General features: G+C 60.8%; 24 protein-coding genes. 7 read left to right on the forward strand and 17 right to left on the reverse strand.

Features of this window, described 5'->3' with window-relative positions; genetic code table 11:
• The first annotated feature begins 46 nt into the window (after positions 1-46).
• Genes TSACC_RS17120 through TSACC_RS17135 form a run of 4 tightly spaced genes read left to right on the forward strand, consistent with a single transcriptional unit; the run spans position 47 to position 3,280 of the window.
• Entirely contained in the window at positions 47-229 is a 183-nt protein-coding gene (locus TSACC_RS17120) for a hypothetical protein (RefSeq protein WP_075080430.1), read from the forward strand.
• Positions 230-274: 45 nt separating this feature from the next.
• Positions 275-691 carry an OsmC family protein gene (locus TSACC_RS17125; RefSeq protein WP_075080431.1) on the forward strand — a complete coding sequence of 139 codons (417 nt, stop codon included), beginning with the start codon at positions 275-277 and terminating at the stop codon, positions 689-691.
• A gap of 54 nt (positions 692-745) precedes the next feature.
• A complete protein-coding gene (purB, locus tag TSACC_RS17130) occupies positions 746-2,044 on the forward strand; it encodes an adenylosuccinate lyase (RefSeq protein ID WP_075080432.1) in 1,299 nt (432 codons plus the stop codon).
• A 33-nt stretch (positions 2,045-2,077) separates the two neighbouring features.
• Positions 2,078-3,280, forward strand: coding sequence for a polysaccharide deacetylase family protein (locus tag TSACC_RS17135; RefSeq protein WP_075080433.1), 1,203 nt, complete (start codon positions 2,078-2,080; stop codon positions 3,278-3,280).
• 94 nt (positions 3,281-3,374) lie between these two features.
• Here TSACC_RS17135 and TSACC_RS22160 read toward each other — a convergent pair whose 3' ends face one another.
• Positions 3,375-4,244 carry a 50S ribosomal protein L11 methyltransferase gene (locus TSACC_RS22160; protein WP_169809687.1) on the reverse strand — a complete coding sequence of 290 codons (870 nt, stop codon included), beginning with the start codon at positions 4,242-4,244 and terminating at the stop codon, positions 3,375-3,377.
• Between the two features lie 12 nt (positions 4,245-4,256).
• Between TSACC_RS22160 and TSACC_RS21365 the strand changes: the two genes are divergently transcribed.
• From TSACC_RS21365 to thiD, 3 genes are all read left to right on the forward strand, one after another.
• Positions 4,257-5,381 carry a M24 family metallopeptidase gene (locus tag TSACC_RS21365; RefSeq protein WP_169809688.1) on the forward strand — a complete coding sequence of 375 codons (1,125 nt, stop codon included), beginning with the start codon at positions 4,257-4,259 and terminating at the stop codon, positions 5,379-5,381.
• A 121-nt stretch (positions 5,382-5,502) separates the two neighbouring features.
• Positions 5,503-6,195: a zinc metallopeptidase gene (locus TSACC_RS17150; RefSeq protein ID WP_075080435.1), complete on the forward strand. Its 693-nt coding sequence runs from the start codon at positions 5,503-5,505 to the stop codon at positions 6,193-6,195.
• On the forward strand, positions 6,179-6,976 hold the full coding sequence (gene thiD / locus TSACC_RS17155) for a bifunctional hydroxymethylpyrimidine kinase/phosphomethylpyrimidine kinase (protein WP_075080436.1): 798 nt from the start codon (positions 6,179-6,181) through the stop codon (positions 6,974-6,976). Before TSACC_RS17150 ends, thiD begins: the two co-directional genes overlap by 17 nt.
• A 98-nt stretch (positions 6,977-7,074) precedes the next feature.
• On the opposite strand, the gene TSACC_RS17160 is transcribed toward thiD, so the two are convergent.
• From TSACC_RS17160 to rpsH, 16 genes are all read right to left on the reverse strand, one after another.
• Entirely contained in the window at positions 7,075-8,268 is a 1,194-nt protein-coding gene (locus TSACC_RS17160) for a DegT/DnrJ/EryC1/StrS family aminotransferase (protein ID WP_075080437.1), read from the reverse strand.
• 8 nt (positions 8,269-8,276) lie between these two features.
• Positions 8,277-8,777, reverse strand: a complete 501-nt coding sequence (locus TSACC_RS17165; RefSeq protein ID WP_075080438.1) for an OmpA family protein — start codon at positions 8,775-8,777, stop codon at positions 8,277-8,279.
• Positions 8,778-8,875: 98 nt separating this feature from the next.
• A complete protein-coding gene (gene recA, locus TSACC_RS17170; protein WP_075080439.1) occupies positions 8,876-9,916 on the reverse strand; it encodes a recombinase RecA in 1,041 nt (346 codons plus the stop codon).
• Positions 9,917-10,154: 238 nt separating this feature from the next.
• Positions 10,155-10,766: a 30S ribosomal protein S4 gene (gene rpsD, locus TSACC_RS17175; protein ID WP_075080440.1), complete on the reverse strand. Its 612-nt coding sequence runs from the start codon at positions 10,764-10,766 to the stop codon at positions 10,155-10,157.
• A gap of 23 nt (positions 10,767-10,789) precedes the next feature.
• Positions 10,790-11,479 (reverse strand): 30S ribosomal protein S11, encoded by a 690-nt coding sequence (gene rpsK / locus TSACC_RS22785; RefSeq protein WP_075080441.1) that lies wholly within the window; start codon positions 11,477-11,479, stop codon positions 10,790-10,792.
• Between the two features lie 11 nt (positions 11,480-11,490).
• Positions 11,491-11,886, reverse strand: coding sequence for a 30S ribosomal protein S13 (rpsM, locus tag TSACC_RS17185; RefSeq protein ID WP_075080442.1), 396 nt, complete (start codon positions 11,884-11,886; stop codon positions 11,491-11,493).
• A 41-nt stretch (positions 11,887-11,927) separates the two neighbouring features.
• Positions 11,928-12,041 carry a 50S ribosomal protein L36 gene (rpmJ, locus tag TSACC_RS17190; protein WP_075080443.1) on the reverse strand — a complete coding sequence of 38 codons (114 nt, stop codon included), beginning with the start codon at positions 12,039-12,041 and terminating at the stop codon, positions 11,928-11,930.
• Complete coding sequence (infA, locus tag TSACC_RS17195; RefSeq protein ID WP_075080444.1) at positions 12,038-12,283, reverse strand: translation initiation factor IF-1; 246 nt, start codon at positions 12,281-12,283, stop codon at positions 12,038-12,040. Before infA ends, rpmJ begins: the two co-directional genes overlap by 4 nt.
• Positions 12,256-13,020: a type I methionyl aminopeptidase gene (map, locus tag TSACC_RS17200; RefSeq protein ID WP_075080445.1), complete on the reverse strand. Its 765-nt coding sequence runs from the start codon at positions 13,018-13,020 to the stop codon at positions 12,256-12,258. Before map ends, infA begins: the two co-directional genes overlap by 28 nt.
• Positions 13,017-13,712, reverse strand: coding sequence for an adenylate kinase family protein (locus TSACC_RS17205; protein ID WP_075080446.1), 696 nt, complete (start codon positions 13,710-13,712; stop codon positions 13,017-13,019). The genes map and TSACC_RS17205 overlap by 4 nt, the downstream gene beginning before the upstream one ends.
• Before the next feature lie 4 nt (positions 13,713-13,716).
• Positions 13,717-15,222, reverse strand: coding sequence for a preprotein translocase subunit SecY (gene secY / locus TSACC_RS17210; RefSeq protein WP_075080447.1), 1,506 nt, complete (start codon positions 15,220-15,222; stop codon positions 13,717-13,719).
• Positions 15,223-15,252: 30 nt separating this feature from the next.
• Positions 15,253-15,726, reverse strand: coding sequence for a 50S ribosomal protein L15 (rplO, locus tag TSACC_RS17215; RefSeq protein WP_075080448.1), 474 nt, complete (start codon positions 15,724-15,726; stop codon positions 15,253-15,255).
• A 3-nt stretch (positions 15,727-15,729) separates the two neighbouring features.
• A complete protein-coding gene (gene rpsE, locus TSACC_RS17220) occupies positions 15,730-16,281 on the reverse strand; it encodes a 30S ribosomal protein S5 (RefSeq protein WP_075080449.1) in 552 nt (183 codons plus the stop codon).
• A 6-nt stretch (positions 16,282-16,287) separates the two neighbouring features.
• Entirely contained in the window at positions 16,288-16,650 is a 363-nt protein-coding gene (rplR, locus tag TSACC_RS17225; RefSeq protein ID WP_075080450.1) for a 50S ribosomal protein L18, read from the reverse strand.
• Positions 16,651-16,653: 3 nt separating this feature from the next.
• Entirely contained in the window at positions 16,654-17,193 is a 540-nt protein-coding gene (gene rplF, locus TSACC_RS17230; RefSeq protein ID WP_075080451.1) for a 50S ribosomal protein L6, read from the reverse strand.
• Between the two features lie 6 nt (positions 17,194-17,199).
• Positions 17,200-17,592: a 30S ribosomal protein S8 gene (rpsH, locus tag TSACC_RS17235; RefSeq protein WP_075080452.1), complete on the reverse strand. Its 393-nt coding sequence runs from the start codon at positions 17,590-17,592 to the stop codon at positions 17,200-17,202.
• Positions 17,593-17,604 lie beyond the last annotated feature (12 nt).

Consider the following 17,604-nt stretch of genomic DNA (forward strand, 5'->3'; position numbering starts at 1 on the left):
CCAAGCCCCCGTCTAACCCGTAAATCCTTTAAAAGAGGAAGTTCCTATGAAAAACCGCTACCGCAAAATCAATCGCAAGCACTACTCACTCGGAGAACTGGTCGAGATCGTCTCCTCTTGCGCCCGCGACAGCCGTGAAACTCTTGCTGCCATCGTTGATCTTTTCGAAACCGGACGCGTCCGCGTCGAAAGCAACGGCAAGCTCAAGAGGGTTCGCATTGCCGCGTAACGCATTACGTCTTTCTTTGCCATGCCGCCCGGCTAGTCTGGGCGCATGGTAGAGATCACTGTCCAGTACGAAGGAGAGCTGCATTGCTCTTCCGTCCACGGCCCTTCCAAGGCCACGCTTTCCACCGATGCGCCCGCTGATAATCTGGGGCGCGGTGCCGCCTTCAGCCCGACGGACCTTACCGCCACATCGTTAGGCACTTGCATGCTCACCACGATGGGCATCATCGCCCAGAAAAAGGGCCTCGCGATCGAACTGTCAGGCTCTTCCGCCGTCATCCGCAAGCACATGACTCCGGCTCCGCCACGTCGCATCGCGAAAATCGAGGTGGAAATCACCATCCCTCAGCCTGCCAACCACCCGGATCGCGCGGAAATCGAGAATGCCGCCCTTACCTGCCCGGTCGCCCTCAGCCTCCATCCCGAGACCGAGAAGGCCGTGACATTTCGCTGGCAGGGATAATCCCCCGGGGTTTTTTATTGGTAACACGACGTTCACCCGCTTACGCTCCAGCGGGTGATTGATCGTTATTCATTGCCCGAGATGCGCTCGCTGTGGACCGAGCAGCGCAAACTCGAAATCTGGCTCGAAATCGAGACCCTCGCCTGCGAGGCGATGGCCGACCTCGGAGAAATCCCCAAGGAGGATGCCGTCACGATTCGCTCCAAGGCCACTTTTAACATTGAGAAGGTCCGCGAAATCGAAAAACGCACGAACCACGACGTCATCGCCTTCCTCGAGGAAGTGGCGACGCACGTGGGCCCCGCCGCCCGCTGGGTGCACCAAGGGCTGACCTCCTCCGACCTGCTCGACACAACGCTGGCCGTGCAGATGAACTCCGCCTGCGAGATCCTGGAGAAAGACCTCCTCTCGCTGCGCGAGGCCATCGCCAAGCGCGCCATCGAGCACAAGTTTACCCCGATGATCGGGCGGAGCCATGGCATCCACGCCGAGCCGATCACCTTCGGCCTCAAGATGGCCCTCATGTATGATGAGTTTGGCCGTGCCATCGACCGCCTGCGCGAGATGCGCGAGCGCGTCCGTGTCGGCAAGATCAGCGGCGCCGTCGGCACCCACGCCCACCTCGACCCACGCGTCGAGAAGCATGTCTGCGAGAAGCTCGGCCTGAAGGCCTCCCCGCTCTCGACCCAGATCATCCAGCGCGATCGCCACGCTGAGTTCATGACTGTGCTGGCCCTCATCGCCAGCTCCATCGACCGCTGGGCCACGGAGTTCCGCCACCTCCAGCGCACGGAAGTGCTCGAGGTTGAGGAATACTTCGCCGCCGGTCAGAAAGGCAGTTCCGCCATGCCGCACAAGCGCAACCCGATCACCGGTGAGCGCCTCAGCGGCCTCGCCCGCGTCATTCGCGGCAATGCCATGACGGCCCTTGAGAACGTCGCCCTCTGGCACGAGCGCGACATCAGCCATAGTTCCGCCGAGCGCATCATCCTGCCCGACTCCTGCACGCTCATGGATTACATGCTCGTCCTCCTGCGCAAGCTCGTCGACGGCCTCCAGGTTTATCCGGAGAACATGCAGCGCAACATGGACATCACCCGCGGCCTCTATGCCAGCCAGTCCGCGCTCCTCATGCTCACCGCCCGCGGCCTCGAGCGTAAGGACGCCTACGAAGCCGTGCAGCGCGCTGCCATGAAGACCTGGAAGGAAGGCGGTAACTTCGCCGACAACCTCGCCCAGGAGCCCACAGTTTCCCAGCACCTCGGCCCCGACGAAATCGCGCACGCCTGTGCTCCCGAGCGGCATTTCCGCTTCGTGGAGGACAAATTCCGCGCCGTCGGCATCGAGGGCTAGTTGCACGAAACAAATCTGCTGCTATCGAATCCTATGCGTAAATGTCTCCTCGCCGTGGCCATGGCCGCCCTCGCGCTCTCCGGCTGCAAGAAATCCGCTCCGGCCCCCGCGCCCGAGCCCACTCCGGCCCCTACCGCGACTCCGGCTCCCACCCCCGAGCCCACGCCCACTCCGGTCGTGATCGACAAAACCGCCCGCGTCATCGTGCTGTGCTACCATCGCTTCGACCAGAAGCCGAAGGACAGCCTCTCGATCTCGCCGCAGGACTTTGAGGCGCAGATGCAGGCTCTCAAGGACCAGGGCATCGAAGTCATCCCGATGGAAGACTTCCTCGCCTGGCGCCGCGGAGAAAAGAACATCCCGTCCAAGGCTGCCGTCGTCACCATCGATGACGGCTACCTCTCGGGCTACACCACCGCGTGGCCGATCCTGAGGAAGTTCAACTACCCCTTCACCATGTTCATCTATACGGACTACGTGAAGGGCGGCCCCAAGTCCGGCGGCCAGTCCATGACTTGGGAACAGCTCGCCGAAATGCGCGACGCCGGAGTCGACATCGGCAGCCACACGGTCTCTCACACTGCCCTCACCGGCAAAAAAGGCCGCACGCCCGAGCAGTACGAGGCCTGGGTGAAGGATGAACTTGAACGCTCCAAGCAGATCCTCGAGCAAAAACTCGGCATCCAGATCAAGACGCTCGCGTATCCGTACGGCATGCACAATGAGCTCGTGCGCAAGATCGCCACGGACGCAGGTTATGAAGCTGCCTTCACCGTATACGGTCAGCACCTGGGCTTCGGAGGCGACCCCGTCATGCAGGGTCGCTATGCCATCGAGTCGACCAAGCCGGATGTGTTCCAGAAGGCCATCGCCTTCAGTGCGGGTGCAGCCGCTCCCGCCGGAGTGGAAGGCATCACCGCGATCCCGGCCAGCGCCGCCATGGTGACCATTCCTGCCGAGGGAGAGACCATCTCCACCGCCGAGCCGGAGATCAAGGCCAACCTCGCCGCCCTTGGCAAGGTCGATCCGAAATCGGTCGTCATGCGCGTCAGCGGCCTCGGCGCCGTCCCGGCCACCTACGATCCAGCCACCAAGACGGTCTCGTACAAGATGCAGCAGAAGATCCGCTCCAGCGAAGTCACCGTCATCATTTCGGCCACTGCCGACGGTCGCAAGATCGAGACTCGCTGGACCTTCAAATACGACCCGACCGCCGCCCCGGCTCCTCAGAGCTAAGAGCGGTCACTGGTTCCAATCACGCAAAAAGCCGGAGTTCAGAGAACTCCGGCTTTTTTGTGCCCTGAAATGGACTCTGGATTCTATTGGGGGTCTATTTTTGTCCTTTGAAACAAATGCCTGCGCACCACTTGCCGCGGGTGACAATGCGGGGTTTGGAAAGTCCCTTCGCCTCAAAGGCCGCCACGACCTCTTCCGCCTGCTTGCGCAGCACGCCGGAAAAAATCAGCACACCTTTGCGCTTCAGCGCCCGCACAATACGCGGCGCAACGGAAATAAGCACTTCGCTAAAGAGGTTGGCCATCACGAGGTCATATTGCCCGCGCTCGTCGAATTCCAAGGCGTCGCCTTGGGCCGATTTCACGCGGCGGCAACCATTGACCTTTGCGTTCTGACGTGTGATACGCACCGCCGCAGGATCGTAGTCGATCGCACTGACTGCTCCCGCCCCCAGCGCCTCGGCGGCCACGGCAAGAATTCCGCTCCCCGCACCCAGATCGAGCGCGGTAAAATCCTCCGGCAGTTCCTCCGCCACGTCCGCCAGGAAGCGCAGGCAGGTCGCCGTCGTCGCGTGCTCGCCGGTGCCAAAGGCCATGCCGGCCGGGATCAGGATGCCCGGCGGCTTGCGACCCGAGTCCTTCCATTCCCGCCAGGACACCTCGTCCGAATACACCTTGAGCTTGCCCCGGATCGCCAGCGGCGCCCGCGGAGCGGACGGCGTGCCGCTAAATGCCTCTGGCGCCACCTTGGCCGCACGTCCGCCGAAACTCTTCACCAGCCGCTTCGCTGTTGGCTCGTCGCAGTACACCTCGATCTTCAGCGCCCGCGAGTTCGGCCACGTCAACATCACGACCCGCTCGGGATCGAGGAACCGCAGGCGTTCCGTCCAGGCATCTTCCCACTTCTGCGAGCTGAGGCGGGTCCATCGGTGGAGGTTCTTGATCACGCGTGGTACCTTGAGCACAATTCCCTCATCGTGAAACGCGCAAAATTGATCATCGCTGCCAGCGAATCCAATGCCGACATCCTGTATGCCACCCGATTCCGCGCGCCCGATGCATTCGTGCTGCTGGAGGCCGATGGCAGAAAAACGCTCCTCCTGAGCGACCTCGAGATCGACCGCGGCCGCCGCGACGCGAAGGTCGACGAGGTGCTTTCCTACTCGGCACTGGAGAAGGAGATACAGGGCAAAAAGAAAATCCGCCCATCCATCGCGCAGGTCGTCGCGCGTTTCCTCAAGTCCCGTCGCATCACCCGCGTCGAGGTGCCGGCTGACTTTCCCCATCTCATCGCAACCAATCTTCAAAAGGAGGGCATCAAGACCGTTCCGGCCTCGTCGACGCTCTGGCCGGAGCGCGTCATCAAGACGCCCGACGAAATCAAGGCTCTCACCGCGGCCAATCGTATCGCCGAGGCGGGACTCGCGCGTGCCGAGGAAATCCTCAAGGCCTCGGAAATCCGCAAAGATCACAAGCTCCTCTGGGGCGGAAAAGTCCTTACCTCCGAAATCCTGCGCACCGAGATGGAGATCGCCGTCATTCGCGCCGGAGGCGAGGCTCGGGGCGATACCATCGTGGCCTGCGGCGACGCGGCCTGCGACCCGCACGAGCGCGGGCATGGCCCGTTGCTCGCCCATCAGCTCATCATTCTGGACATCTTTCCGCGGGCCGCTGGATCAGGATACTATGGCGACATCACCCGCACTGTCTTGCGCGGCCGGGCCAGCGATGCTCAGCTCAGGATCTGGGAAACCTGCCTCGCCGCGCAGAAGTTCGCGCTCAAGGCCATCCGCCCCGGCGTCGCAGGCATTGAGATTCATAACGGCATCAAGACCTACTTCGCCGAGCAGGGCTACCCGACTGAGGTTCGCGACGGGCGCTGGCATGGTTTTTTCCACGGCACCGGCCACGGCCTGGGCTTGGAAATCCACGAGGAGCCGCGCTTCGCCGCCGCCACCTTCCAGCCCGGACAGGTCTTCACCGTGGAGCCCGGCATTTACTGGCCCGGCATCGGCGGCGTCCGCCACGAGGACGTGGTCGTCGTCACAGAAACCGGCTGCAAGCTCCTGACGAAATACCCGAAACCGTTCGAGATTGCGTAGTCACGCCATCGGCCAAAGCCATTGAAGCCTGCCCCCGATCCGCCCATTGGGGAGCGACGGATTTGATGAACGTCCGGTTTCGGTTGATTGTCTGAAGAACCGAGATAACTTTCCGACCGCTATGATACTCTGGATATTACTTATTGGTGTACCGATCCTGCTCGGCCTCTGGGCTCAGATGCGGGTCAAAGGCGCATTCAATCGTTGGAGCCAGGTAGCCGCCTCGTCGGGCGTTACCGGCGCCCAGGCGGCGCGGGAAATCCTGCGCGCGGCCAACATCAACGATGTCGAAGTCCTCGAGATCAACGACATGCTCGGTGATCACTATGACCCGACGCACAAGCGCCTTTGCCTGTCCACGGACGTGTACAATACCCCGTCAGTCGCCGCCCTCGGCATCGCCGCCCACGAATGCGGTCACGCCATCCAGGACGCGAAACGTTACGCCCCGCTCCATTGGCGTATGGCCATCGTGCCGCTCACCATGGTGGTTTCAAACATCCTGCCTATCATCATCCTGGCAGGTCTGTTTGTCCCCGCCCTCGGCATGAAGGTCATCATGATCGCTGCGGTCTGCTATGCGGTGCTCGCACTCTTCCAGCTCATCACCCTGCCGGTGGAGTTTGACGCTTCGCGCCGAGCCAAGGTGATCCTGCAGCAAATGGGCATGATCAGCCCCGGCACGGAGGCCGGGGGTGTCAACAAAGTGCTCGATGCCGCCGCGCTCACCTATGTCGCTGCGTTCGTCGCGGTACTCGGCCAGCTTCTGTATTACGTCCTCATCCTGACCGGCAACCGTGGCGAGGAACGCTAAAAGCGCCACGCCGGTCGCCCTGACCATCGCCGGTTCCGACAACAGCGCCGGAGCCGGCATTCAGGCCGATCTCAAGTCGTTCTCCCACTTCGGCGTCTATGGCCTTACCGCCATCACCTGCGTGGTGGCGGAGATCCCGGGCAAAGTCACAGCGATCCAGCCAATCAAACCCGAGATCGTCGGCGAGCAGATCGCCCTGAGCCTGGAGGCGTTCCCGGTCGGCGCAGTCAAGACAGGCATGCTTTACTCGACGGCCATCATTGAGGAGGTGGCCTCGAATCTCGATCTTTACGAGGGCGAAATCGTCGTCGACCCGGTCATGGTCGCAACGAGCGGCGATCCGCTGCTGAAGAAATCGGCTATCGCCGCCTACGAATCGCTCCTCCTGGGTCGTGCCACCTTGGTCACCCCAAACCTCGACGAACTCGCCATGCTCTCCGGACGCGAGACCAATTCGCTCGACAAAATGAAGGATGCTGGCCGTGCGCTAGTCGAACGCTACGGCACCGCCTTTCTCTTGAAAGGCGGCCACCTGCGCGGACGCACCGCCATCGACTTCCTCGCCACGGAGGACGGATTCGAGGAATTCGCCGCACCCTTCGTACCCAACGTAGAAACCCACGGCACCGGCTGTACATATTCCTCCGCCATCGCCGCCAACCTGGCCAAAGGCCTCTCGCTTTCCAAAGCGGTCGCTGCAGCCAAGGAATACATCACCGCAGCCATCCGCCAGTCCCACCGCTGGGACGGCGTGACCGCGCTACGGCATTTTCCAAGGTAGCCACTTCGCGCTTGCAGCCCTCCAATGGAGGGACTGTGACGATTTCACCTACACCAGGGGAAGGTGGACGAGAGCCCACCCGGCGGGGACTCGATGTCCTACCCCTTGTAGAACGTCGCGATCGCGTCGACGACTTCCTTGATCTCCTCGGGGCGAAGCTCCGCGAAAATCGGCAGGGCGATCGTCTCGCGCGCCGCCGCCTCGGCATGAGGCAGACTGCCTTCCTGGTAGCCGAGGTAGGCAAAGCACTCCTGAAGATGCAGTGGGACGGGGTAATATACCGCGCAGCCGATCTTGTTTGCCTGGAGATGAGCCATCAGTTCGTCGCGGCGATGAGCGCGCAGGACGTACTGGTGATAGATGTGGTGATTCTCCACCGCGCGGCCATACCATGGCTCGGCCGGCAGTGTGACAAAGTCGAGCAGCCCGGCGGCGGTGAAGCCATCCCGGTAGTCGGTCGCATTGCCGCGACGCTCGGAGTTCCACTCATGCACGAGCGGCATCTTGGCCAGCAGGACGGCGGCCTGGAGGGCGTCGAGACGGAAATTGCCTCCCACCACGCGGTGGTAGTACCGCTGCTCCATGCCGTGATTGCGCACGAGGCGGAGCTTGTTGGCGAAATCTGCGTCCTTGCAGACACTGATGCCAGCGTCTCCGGCGGCACCGAGGTTCTTCGTCGGGAAAAAGCTGAAGTAGGCGGAATCGCCAATGGCACCTGCTCGTGACATCTCGCCAGTGGCCCAGGAGCGAAACTCCGCTCCTACGGCCTGCGCCGCGTCCTCGACGATCGGGACCGAGTATTTTTCGCTCAGGTTTTGCAGCGCGTCCGCCGCCACACAGACGCCGAAAAGATGCACCGGGATGATAGCCCGAATGCGTGCGCCTTTATCAGTGAGAAGGTATCCTTCGTCGTCCCGCTGGCGGGACTCCAGGTACTGCTCAAGGAGCGTGAGGTCGATGAGATACGTCGCGGGGTCGATGTCGATGAACACCGTCTCCGCGCCTACGCGATGAATGCAGCCAGCCGTGGCAAAGAAGGTGTACGGGGTCGTGATGACCGCGTCTCCCTCTCCGATGCCCATTGCCATGAGGATGGCGAGTTGGGCATCCGTGCCGGACGACATGCCCACGGCATGCGGCACACCGATCAACTCGGCAAAGCTGTTTTCGAAATCCTCGACCGTCTTGCCGAGGATGAACTGCTGCGAGGCAAAAACTGCAGCGACTCCGTCAGCGACGGCGGTACGGACCCGCTCGTGCTGGCGCGGAAGATCAAGAAGGGGCACGCCCACGGCGCGCCTTACTTGACGACGCCGAACTCGGCGCGACGATTAAGAGCCCAGGCGGATTCGCCACTGCCGGGATCGGCTGGCATTTCTTCTCCGAAACTGACGGTCTGGATCTTCGATCCGCTCACGCCCATCGAAATGAGAGCATCGCGCACGGCCCCGGCGCGTTTCTCACCAAGACCGCGGTTGTATTCCTCCGTACCACGCTCGTCGGTGAAACCGGCAATGATGAGAGTCTTGTTGATGCTCTTCATCGCGGTTGCCACCTTCTCAAGCTTGATCAGCTCGGAATCGGAGACCGAGAAGCTGTCGTAACCGAAGTAAACCGGAGCGAACTGGCCGCGCTGGACATTACTGCCGAAGAAATTCGAGCCCTCGATGCGGTCCGGCAGCGGAGTGCCCGTCACATAATCGCCATCAACACCGGCGAACTGATTGTTTTCCTTCTTTTTGCAGGAGTCGAAGCTCAGCACGAGCGCAAGTGCGGCAGCTACGGTTAACAGCTTTTTCATTGTGGTAATCGGAATAGGGATTTTGACGGAAAAGATCAATGCGCGACTGCACGGGGTGACCACCTGGCCGCCCGTGCGTCGCGACGATGTAAGGAAGCTTACTTCTTGTCTTTGTCCAGCGCTTCGCGCACCTCAGCTTCGATTTTAGCGTAAAGCTCGGGGTCATTCTTGAGCGCCTCCTTGGCGGCATCGCGTCCCTGCGCAAGCTGTGTGCCCTTGTAGCTGAGCCAGGAACCACGTTTCTCGAGGACATTTTTCTCGATGGCGAGATCGAGAAGCGAGCCGGTGCTCGAGATGCCCTCGTTGTACATGATATCAAACTCCGCCTCGGCAAACGGCGGAGCCACCTTGTTCTTCACCACCTTCACCTTCGTGCGGTTGCCCGTCACGGTGCCGTCGCTGGTCTTGATCGCGCCGATGCGGCGGATGTCGATGCGAACGCTGGAATAAAACTTGAGCGCCTTACCGCCCGGCGTCGTCTCGGGGTTGCCAAACATCACGCCGATTTTTTCGCGGATCTGGTTCGTGAACACGCAGACCGTCTGGGCTTTGGAGATAAAGGCCGTGAGCTTGCGCAGGGCATTGCTCATCAAGCGCGCCTGAGCACCGACGACGGCGTCGCCGATCTCGCCTTCCAGTTCCGATTTTGTCACCAGTGCGGCGACGGAGTCGAGGACGATAACGTCGAGCGCATTGGAACGCACGAGCGTTTCACAGATGCGGAGAGCCTCTTCACCCGAGCTCGGCTGGGAAACGAGGAGATCGTCGAGGTTCACGCCTAGCTTGCGGGCATAGGACGGGTCGAGCGCGTGCTCGACGTCGATGAAGCCGGCCAGGCCGCCGCGCTTCTGCGCCTGGGCGATGGCGGTGAGAGTCAGAGTCGTTTTGCCAGAGCTTTCCGGTCCGTAGATTTCCACGATTCGGCCACGCGGAAAGCCTCCCACGCCGAGGGCGCGGTCGATCAAAATGTTTCCGGTGGGAATGACCTCCACCGCAGAGGTGCTGGCATCCCCGAGGCGACGGATCGCCTCGCTGCCGTAATCTTTTTCAATCTGCTGGATGGCAAGCTCCAGGTTTTTGTTGCGCAGCGCTGCGGCTTTGTCATCAGTCGGAGAGGAGACGTCGTCGGTCTTGGCCATAGTGTCGCCCGACTTTATCGGGATATTTCCCGATATCAAGCTCCCATCCCGGAAAAATCCTTATGGCATCACTTTCCACATTCAGCCCCTTTTCGCTGAATGATGATTCCGGGGTTTCAGGTACGATCAAGAACCCTGCCTGGAGTCGCGTAAAGCTTCCCGGGTTCGCAAGAATACAAAAAAGCCCGCTGTTGCCAGCGGGCTTTTTCAAAGGAGAGGACTTTGACTCCGCTAGAAACTAGCGGGAGTAAAGTTCGACAACGAGCTGCTCGTTGACGATCGGATTGATGTCGTCGCGGGTCGGGATGCGAACGACCGTGCCGACGAGAGCGTCCTTGTCGACCTGGAGCCAGTCCGGAGTCGCGTGAGCGGAGGTCTGGTCGATAGCCTTGACGGCGAGGCGCTTGGAGCGCTCGGCCGGCTTCACAGCCACCTTGTCACCCGGCTTGACGTTCATCGACGAAGCATTGGTCTTGCGGCCGTTGACGGTCACGTGCCCATGCGAAACGAGCTGACGCGCTGCGCGGAGTGTCTTGGCAAAGCCGAGCTTCTGCACCACGTTATCGAGGCGGGTCTCGAGGAGCTGGAGCAGGATCTCACCGGTGACGCCGCGCTTGCTGGAAGCCAGCGCGAAGTAACGGCGGAACTGGCGCTCGAGTACGCCGTACTGGAAGCGGAGCTTCTGCTTCTCGGCGAGAGCGAGTGCGTAGTCGGAGAGCTTGCGACGCGAGCCCTTGGGGCCATGCTGTCCCGGCGGGTAGCTCTTGCGTTCAAATGCCTTCGGAGAACCGTGGATGAGCGTGCCGTAGCGGCGGCTGACCTTGGTCTTGGGTCCTGTATAACGAGCCATAACTTTCCTTTCCTAAAATCTGATCAGACGCGACGCTGTTTCGGCGGGCGGCAACCGTTGTGAGGCACCGGGGTCACGTCACGGATGACAGTGATCTCGAGGCCGATGGCCTGCATGGCGCGGACGGCGGATTCACGACCGGCACCGGGGCCCTTGACGCGGACTTCCACTTCCTTGAGGCCGTGTCCCATCGCCTGCTTGCAGGCGTCCTGGGCGACCATCTGGGCGGCGTAGGCCGTGCTCTTGCGGGAGCCCTTGAAGCCACACTTGCCAGCGCTGGACCAGCCGATGACACCGCCACGGAGGTCCGTGATGCTGACGATCGTGTTGTTAAAGCTGGCCTGCACATGGGCGATGCCCTGGGTGACGTTCTTGCTTCCCTTGGCCTTGACGACCTTGATCGGCTCGATCGTGTCGTCGAGAGAGAGGCTCACGCTGACGGGAGCGGCGGCTTCCTTCTTCTCCTCCTTCTTGGCCTTCTTGGAAGCTTTGGGCTTGGCTTCCTTAGGGGCTGCAGCAGCGGGTGCGGCAGCCGGAGCCTCGGCGCCAGCGGCGGGCGCGACGGCTTCAGCAGGAGCAGCGGCCTCAACAGGCGCGGCGGCTTCCGTGGCGGGAGTTTCTTTTTTCTTGGGGGCCGCCTTCGGCTTCTTCTCGGCGGCGGGCTTTGCGTCTCCTTCAGGAGCCGCAGGCGTAGGGTTCAATTCGTCAGCCATGGTTCAATCAATTACACTTTGCCGGCTTTGGCGTTCGGGTTGCGCTGCACGCCAACGGTCCGACGCGGTCCCTTGCGGGTGCGGGCGTTGGTGGACGTGCGCTGTCCGCGGACAGGCAATCCACGCCGGTGGCGGATGCCGCGGTAGCAGTTAATGGCCTGGAGGCGCTTCAGATTGCTCTGCACCTCGCGGCGGAGATCGCCTTCGATCACGATCTTCAGCGAGTTGATCGCGTGGATGATCGCATTGAGCTGTTCAGGCGAAAGGTCTTTGGCGCGGGTGTTGGGATCGATGTTGGCGGTCTCCAACACACGCTTCGTGTTGCTCGGGCCGATGCCGTAGATGTACGGCAGCGAGGCCTCGATGCGTTTGTCACCGGGAATTTCTACTCCAAGAAGGCGGGGCATACTATTAGGTCGGTTAAGAGTTTGTACTTCAGGTCAGGCAATTAGCCCTGCTTCTGCTTGTGGCGCGGATTCTTGCAGATCACGCGCACGACATTCTTACGGCGCACGATCTTGCAGCTTTCACACTGACGTTTAACGGAGGCTCGAACTTTCATTTTGCAGTTTGTGGTTTGGGCGTATCTTTATGCCGGAATGTTATGCGGCCTTTGGTGAGATCGTATGGGGACATCTCCACCATGACTCTGTCACCAGGAAGAATGCGAATGAAGTGCAGCCGCATCTTTCCGGAAATGTGTGCAAGTACGCGGTGCCCATTCGACAGTTCGACTCGGAACATGGTATTGGGCAGCAACTCGACGACCTTCCCTTCTACTTCAATAGCGTCTTTCTTGGCCATGTCAAGACTTCGGGATCGCCGTCGGTTACGAGTACGGTGTGTTCAAAATGGGCAGACGGACGACCATCCTGGGTCACCACTGTCCACTTGTCGGAGAGGAGTTTAACGCGGGCCGTTCCCATGTTGACCATGGGTTCGATGGCGAGCGTCATGCCAGCGCGCAGGGTCGGCCCTGTGCCGCGGCGGCCAAAATTTGGGATCTGAGGTTCCTCGTGCAGGCTGCGGCCGACGCCATGGCCGACGAACTCGCGGACCACGGTGTAGCCGTACTTGGAAACATGTTCCTCCACCGAGGCACACACGTCTCCCAGATGCGTCCCGGCGCGAGCCAGCGAAACCGCGATGTTCAGCGACTGTTCAGAAACTGTCAAAAGCTGCTCGGCCTCGGGGCTGATGATGCCGACCGGAATGCTGGCTGCCGTGTCGCCGATCCATCCATCCTGCACGACACCGACATCGAGCTTAACGATATCGCCGTACTGGATCTTGCGGGGACCGCCGATGCCATGCACGACCTCTTCATTGAGGCTGATGCAGACGTAGCCCGGGAATTTCTTGTACCCGTGAAATGCGCTCTTCACCCCGGCCTCTGCCATGTACTGCGAGGCGGCATGATCGATCTCGCCGGTCGTCACGCCGGGCGCGATGAGGTCTGCAAGGCGATTGAGGATGTTCGCAGCCGTTTCACCAGCCTTGCGCATCTTCTGGATTTCGGGTCCACGCTTGATAGGAATCATGCGAGTGCCTCCAGGGCTGCGCGCACCTCTTGCGAGTTGGCGGGGAGTTCGGTGCCGGAAATGTCCCGGTAGAGAGTCTGGAAAATCGCGTCGCGACCCGGGCGGGCGTCGATCGTCTTGAGCAAGCCCGTTGCACGGTAATGCTCAACCACGGGCAGGGTATGCTCGCGGTACTGAGCCATTCGGCTATCGAGCGCCTCGTGAGTATCGTCAGCCCGGCGAGCCAGCGGCGAACCACAGGCAGGGCAAGGCGTTTCGGCAGTCACCTTGTGAAAGGTCTCGTTGTAGACCGCACTGCACCTGGTGCATGTCAGGCGGCTGCACATACGCTCACGGATGACCTCTTCAGGGAGATCGAGGAAATACACTACATCGAGATCGAGACCTCGATCCTTAAGGCCCGTGTCAAAAGTTTCCGCCTGGCCCTTGGTCCGGGGGAATCCGTCGAGGATAAAGCGATTGCGGCCATCGATCCATTGCCACACCACGCGCAGAGCGAGATCATCCGGAAAGAGCATCCCGCGGTCCGTCCACTTGGCGGCCTCGATGCCTGCGGCGCTGCCACGCGCCTTTTCCTCGCGGAGCATGGCTCCGGTCGAAGCTGCGGGAATTCCAAACGTCGCCGAGAGGAGTGCAGCTTGCGTGCCCTTGCCTGTAGCAGGCGGGCCGAGGAGTACGATCCGATTTTTCATGGCCTTACCGTCGGAAGGCGATGGAAATCGTAATACCAGCGATAACGAGCACTCCGATAGCAGCGTAGATCAGTACGAGCTTGCTGTCGTCGAGCACCTGGCCCGATCCCATGCGGGGGCGAGAATCGCGAGCCCCACGGATCTTGCCTTTGCGCAGGAATCCATCGTAATGGCGCTGCAGCAGGTGCGTTTCGATCTGGCGCATCGTATCAAGCACGACGCCAACGATAATCAGTACACCTGTGCCGCCGAAGAATTGGGCGGTCATGTACGGCACGCGCAGCCACTGGGACAGGAGCTGCGGCAACACCGCAATGATCGTGAGGAAGATGGCTCCGGCAAACGTCAACCGCGACATCGTGAAGTCGAGGAAGTCGGCTGTCGGCTTGCCCGGACGCACGCCCGGGATAAAACCACCATATTTCTTGAGGTCATCAGCGATCTGGACCGGCTGGAACTGCGTAGCCACCCAGAAATAGCTGAAGAAGAAAATCATCGCTCCGAAGAGCACGTAATGAAGCCATCCCACAGCCAGCATGTTGGCGAGCCATTGCGCAGTCGGATTCTGCGGGAACGCCATGTTGATGATGGTCGACGGGAAGAGCAGGATGGCCTGCGCGAAGATGATCGGCATGACACCCGCGTAGTTGACCTTGAGCGGCATGTACTGCGTCTGGCCGCCGTAGACTTTGCGACCCACTACTCGCTTGGCGTACTGGATGCTGATCTTTCGCTGGGCTTGCGTCACCGCAATGACCGAGGCGATGACAAAGACGAGGAACAAACACAGGAGCACCAGTACGATTGGGCTCACATTGGCCTGCTGCGCCGCACCCGAGGGCACGAACGTACGCCAGGCAAACACGAGGCCGGCCGGGAGCTGCGCCAGGATGCCCACCGTGATGATAAGCGAGACGCCATTGCCGATGCCTCGCTCCGTGATCTGGTCACCCAGCCACATGAGGAACATCGTGCCTGCCGTAAGGGTCAGGATCGTAATGACCTGAAACTGCCAGCCCGGCACTGGAACCAGCGCCATACCGAGGCGGTTCATCGTATCGACGATGCCAGGCAGGAAGGGATTGGCCTGGGGATTCTCCAGCGATTTCGCAAGGAGAAAGCCCTGAAACACACAGAGCACGATCGTCGCATAACGCGTGTACTGCATGATTTTGCGGCGGCCGCCGTCCTCTCGAGACAACTTGCCGAGCTGCGGGATCACCGCAGTCAGGAGCTGCAACATGATGGACGCACTGATGTACGGCATCACACCGAGCGAGAAGATGGCGCAATGCGCCAGGGAACCACCGCTGAACAGGTTGAACAATGCCGCAATGCCGCCCGCGGGATTGGATCCCGCGTGCTCGAACCATTGCCGCAGCACCTCTGCATTCACACCGGGCGTCGTGATGGCGGAACCAGCACGAATGATAATGATCATCGCCAGCGTGAAAAGAACACGCTGACGAAGTTCCGGAATCTTAAAGATGTTGGTGAAGGCAGAGATCATCGGAAGAGAGACAGGTTAGCGGGAAAAAAACTACTTCCCGCTAGCCGTTTCCGGCTTCCGAGTCAACGTCACCGAGCCGCCTGCCTTCTCAATCTTCTCTTTGGCAGAGGCGCTGATGCTGTCCACTTCGAGGTGGAATTTTTTCGTGGTCTCGCCACGGCCGAGGACTTTCACGCCGTCGAACGTGCCCTTGATGAGGCCCGAACCGCGGAGAAGCTTCTCGTTGATGGCGGCGCCGTCTTCAAAGCGCTTCTCGAGGTCGTCGATATTGACGACACCGTAGACCGTCTTGAAAGCGGTGTTGTTAAAGCCACGCTTGGCGAGCTGACGGTAGAGGGGCATCTGGCCGCCCTCGAAACCGAGGCGGATGCTGCCACCGGAACGGGCCTTCTGACCCTTGTGGCCCTTGCCGGATGTTTTACCTTTTCCGGAGCTTTCGCCGATACCAAGACGCTTGCGACGGTGCTTGGCACCAGGATTGGGTTTAAGATCGTGCAGTCTCATGGATTAAGCAGCGACGGGTTGAGCAGCCTTGGGCTTGATCTCCTTGCCGCGGATTTTGAAGATGGCTTCTTTCGGACGAAGCGCGGTGAGCGCCTCGAGAGTGGCCTTGGAAACGTTGGACGGGTTGCTGGAGCCGAGGGACTTCGCGAGAACGTCGCGGATGCCTACGGCCTCGATGACCGCACGCACAGCGCCACCGGCGATGATGCCGGTACCGGGCGAGGCGGGACGAAGCAGCACTCGACCGCCGCCGAATTCACCGATCACCTCATGCGGGATCGTGTTTTCGTGCACAGCGATGTCGAGCATGTGCTTCTTGGCCGACTCGGTCGCCTTGCGAATCGCTTCGCTGACCTCATTGGCCTTGCCGAAGCCGATACCCACGCGGCCCTTGTGGTTTCCAGAAACGATGAGCGCGCTGAAGCTGAAGCGGCGTCCGCCCTTCACGACCTTGGCGCAGCGGTTAATGAAAACCACCTTTTCTGTCGTCTCCTTGGGCTCCTTGTCGACGTTGTCGTTGGAGCGATGATTGTTGTGTTTTCTTGGAGGAGCCATGGTGGTTTAGAATTCGAGTCCTGCTTCACGGGCGGCGTCGGCCAGAGCCTTCACCTTGCCGTGGTATTTGAAACCGCCGCGGTCGAATACGACCTTCTTCACGCTCTTGGAAGAAACGCGCTCGGCGATGAGTTTGCCCACCTTGACGGCGGTTTCCACGTTCGCACGGGTATTCTTGTCGGAACGAAGCTCGGATTCCGTGGTGTGCACGGAGGCGACCGTCTTGCCGATCGTGTCGTCGATGACCTGGGCGGTGATGTGACGCTCCGAGAAGTGAACTGCCAGGCGAGGACGCTCGGTGGTTCCAGCGACCTTCTTGCGAAGGCGCACGTGACGGAGTTGACGTTTGTTGGATTGCTTTGCGGCCATGGCTTACTGGACGGTTTTGCCTTCCTTGCGGCGGATTTGTTCTCCGGCGAAACGGATGCCCTTGCCCTTGTAAGGCTCAGGCGGGTAGTACGCGCGGATGTCGGCAGCGGTCTGCCCGACGAGATGTTTGTCGATGCCTTCGATGGCGATCTTGGTGTTGTCTGCGACCGTGACCTTCACTTCCTTCGGAATGCTGAAGAGGATGGGGTGCGACTTGCCGAGGCTCAGGTTGAGCTTGTCACCCTGGACAGCGGCCTTGAAGCCGACGCCCTGGATCTCAAGGTCCTTGCGGAAGCCCTGCTCGACGCCGACGATCATATTGGCGAGGAGTGCACGGCTCAGGCCGTGGAGAGCTTTCGACTGGCGAGTCTCATCCGCACGGTCCACCGTGAGGATATTGCCTTCGATGCGGGCGCTGACAGCCTTGGGAAGGGTCCAGGACAGCTTGCCCTTGGGACCTTCCACCGTCACGGCGCCTTCGTTGCCGACCGCCACTTTGACCTTGGCGGACACTTCAATGGGTTTTTTGCCGATACGTGACATGGCTGATTACCAGATGTAGGCGAGGAGCTCCCCACCGACGTTTTGTTTGCGAGCTTCCTGACCGGTGAGAATCCCACGCGAGGTCGAAAGGACGGCGATGCCCATACCGCCGAGGACGCGGGGCACTTCCGTGGCTCCGACATAACGGCGGAGACCCGGCTTGCTGACGCGCTTCAGGCCGGCGATGGCGGCCGTCTTGTTGACAAACTTGTTGCGAATGCGGAGCTGCGGACGGCCCTTCTCCGGGGTCTCGAGTTCAAAGCCCTCGATATATCCTTCCTTCTGGAGGATACGGGCGATCTCACTCTTGAGCTTGGAGTAAGGAACCAGGAATTCCGACTTGCGGGCGCTGGAAGCGTTGCGCAAGCGGGTGAGCATATCTGCGATGGGATCGGTCATTTATGTGTAGCA

Origin of the sequence: Terrimicrobium sacchariphilum (genome assembly GCF_001613545.1) — a bacterium.
GTDB lineage: Bacteria > Verrucomicrobiota > Verrucomicrobiia > Chthoniobacterales > Terrimicrobiaceae > Terrimicrobium > Terrimicrobium sacchariphilum.